Raw genomic sequence first — 2,500 nt, forward strand, 5'->3', positions numbered from 1 at the left:
TGGTATCCAGGGGGCTGGCTGCTCCCTGGACCTGGAGTTCCACCTGGTGGGCGGTGTGGGCCAGTGTTTCCAGGGTCATTTCCTCCTGAGTGTAACGGGCGGCGGCTGCCAGGGTGGCCACGGTTATGGCTGCAGAAGACCCCAGTCCAGCCCCTATGGGTATTTCCAGGTCTACTTCCACTTTTAATCCGTCCAGTGGGGTTCCCAGTTGGGATAGTGCCACCTGGATGTATTCCATGATCCCGGCGTCAAATTTACCGGGTTCCAGTTGAGAACCATTCACCCGGGTTACCAGTCCGGTTTCATGATTTATAACTGCGTCGATGTCCAGTTTGGGTATTTTAACTTCTGTGTTGTCGTTGGTTCCTTCTTTAATGGTTACTCTGGCTCTTTTATCTACGGCCACGGCAATGGCTGGTTTACCATAGACCACTGCGTGTTCACCAAAAAGGATGGCCTTGCCTGGTGCAGATGCCCTGACTTTCATTGGATTGAACTCCGTTCACCTAAATATGTTCGACTGCTACTTCTATACGTATAAACCTTCCTTTCAATTGTTTTTTCCCGTTTTAGATTACTTGTGAGATTGATTAACACTTTTTTATTATAATTACTTCTATGGGATCGTCCGGTAATAAACTCACCCCATTCCGGAGGTGTGGTTTATTTGAAGAGGGCTGCCGCGTATCCTACCACAGAGTTACGGTCTCCTCCGGTGTCACCACTGGTGGCATACTGGAGGATTTTAGCTTCCCGGGCACCCATGCCCTGGACTGCCTCCATGGTGGCGGTGACTGGTCCGTAACCGCACATGGTCACGTTGTATTCCTCTATACGTTTTACCATTTCCACTTCATCCATACGGGCTATGGCTTCCAGGACTTTTTCATCCTGGGCCTGGGCCACTTCCTGTGGCTGGTAATGGGTGAAGTCCGTGCTGGCAATGACCACTGTGTCCCGCTCCAGTTTACTGATGGTGTGGGCTATGGCTTCTCCCAGTTCCCGGGCGGTTTCCAGGTCCTGCATCATCATGCACACCGGAACCATCTGGAAGTCGGGGCCAATGTCCTGCAGGAAGGGTAACTGTACCTCACAGCTGTGCTCGTTAACATGGGCCGAGGGGTCGTCATCCAGGAGGGGATAGTAGTTTAACAGTTCGGTAGCGAACTGGCTATCTATTTCCACTTCTCCCAGGGGAGTTTCCCATGCTTCTTCGGTCATGGTAGACAATCCAGAGCCTATGCCTGTATGGTTGGGGCACAATATTACTGCAGTGTCCGGTAGGCCGTCTTCTGCCAGTGCATGGTAGGACCAGGCAGCCACGGGACCGGAGTACACGTATCCAGCATGGGGAGCTATTAATCCCTTGATTTTCCCCTGGTTGGTTGGTTTCCCCGGGAGTTTTCCCGGTCCCAGGGGGTGCTGGTAACACCATTTAATTCTCTTTTTCAGTGAATCCGGGTCGGATTCATAAAACATCCCTGCTACGGCAGGTCTTCTAATCATAGAAATCCCCCTTTTTGGCCTGGTTTTTTCCTTCTCCCTCCATGTAACTGGGGAGTCCCAGTTTTTCCTATTAGGGATCTTCCCAGTATCCTACAACCTGATTTTCCAACTGAAGGATTTTCCAACTGAAAGATTTTCCAAATGCAGGATTTTCGATTTATCAGGGTACTTTACCGGCCAAATATTTTTTTTATTTAAATTAAAGACACTTTAACCAATAATTGGGATTTTTACTTTTTACCTGTGAGAATTACACCGTGTGATCTTATTTTATATGGAATGATTAGGGATTTTATATGGAATGATTAAGTTTGTGAGAGTGAAGGATGTGAAAAAAGTGATTTTTAAGAAAAACAGATGATTACAAGGGAGATTTATATTCATGGTTTGATTCAAAATCTATGGGGAGATTGTAAATCAAGTTATGAAGTGGTAAATCATGCCAGTCATCTGTAAATCCTGTTTTCTTTTTTACATCAATTAGGGGGGAATTATTAGTTTAGGGGAAATTATTAGTTTCTGATTATAATCCTGAATTTATTATTCTGGATTATTTAAGGAATATATTATTTCTTTAAGGGATTTGTTATTTCTTCCCGATTATTTCTTCCAGGTTAAGTTATCCCCGGTTAGTTATCCCCGGTTAGTAATTCCCTCTATTTATATAATATAAGTTATTTATTACTCATTTTCCCATAGAATTGCCCAATGGCAGTTTTTTTTAAATTTTTTTAAAAAACCCTGCTTTAAAGGAAAAATCCCCGGGACCCGGAGGGGTCCGGGATTTATCCAGGTTTATATTTTGAGTTCGAATTCTGATGGGGGTATGTCCAGGTCTTCTTCTGGGGCGAGTACTTCTCGTTCCCTCAGGATCTGCCTGGCCAGTAACCAGTATACCAATGCTATGGCTTTTCTTCCTTTGTTGTTTACTGGTATGACTATGTCCACGTTACCCAGTAGGTTTTCAGTATCACATAGAGCCACTACAGGTATT

General features: G+C 45.2%; 3 protein-coding genes (2 of these 3 cut by a window edge). All 3 read right to left on the reverse strand.

Translation table 11 applies throughout. The features are described 5' to 3' along the window. On the reverse strand, positions 1-487 hold the beginning of the coding sequence (mvk, locus tag QC759_RS03865) for a mevalonate kinase (protein ID WP_048071965.1). The gene continues 491 nt to the left of window position 1, outside the view; only the first 487 of its 978 coding nucleotides appear in the window; the start codon lies at positions 485-487; the stop codon falls past the left edge of the window. Between the two features lie 176 nt (positions 488-663). Beyond that, entirely contained in the window at positions 664-1,506 is an 843-nt protein-coding gene (gene amrB, locus QC759_RS03870; RefSeq protein WP_048071966.1) for an AmmeMemoRadiSam system protein B, read from the reverse strand. Positions 1,507-2,301: 795 nt separating this feature from the next. Beyond that, a protein-coding gene (gene rpsB / locus QC759_RS03875; protein ID WP_048071967.1) for a 30S ribosomal protein S2 crosses the window boundary here: on the reverse strand, positions 2,302-2,500 show its end. Its footprint extends 398 nt past the window's final position; only the last 199 of its 597 coding nucleotides appear in the window; the start codon falls outside the window, past its right edge; its stop codon occupies positions 2,302-2,304.

Source organism: Methanobacterium formicicum, assembly GCF_029848115.1.
In the GTDB taxonomy this organism is placed as follows: domain Archaea; phylum Methanobacteriota; class Methanobacteria; order Methanobacteriales; family Methanobacteriaceae; genus Methanobacterium; species Methanobacterium formicicum.

What these genes read in the sequence shown, in the direction of transcription:
- amrB (WP_048071966.1), bottom strand. Translation starts at nt 1,506, where the DNA reads ATGATTAGAAGACCTGCCGTAGCAGGGATGTTTTATGAATCCGACCCG.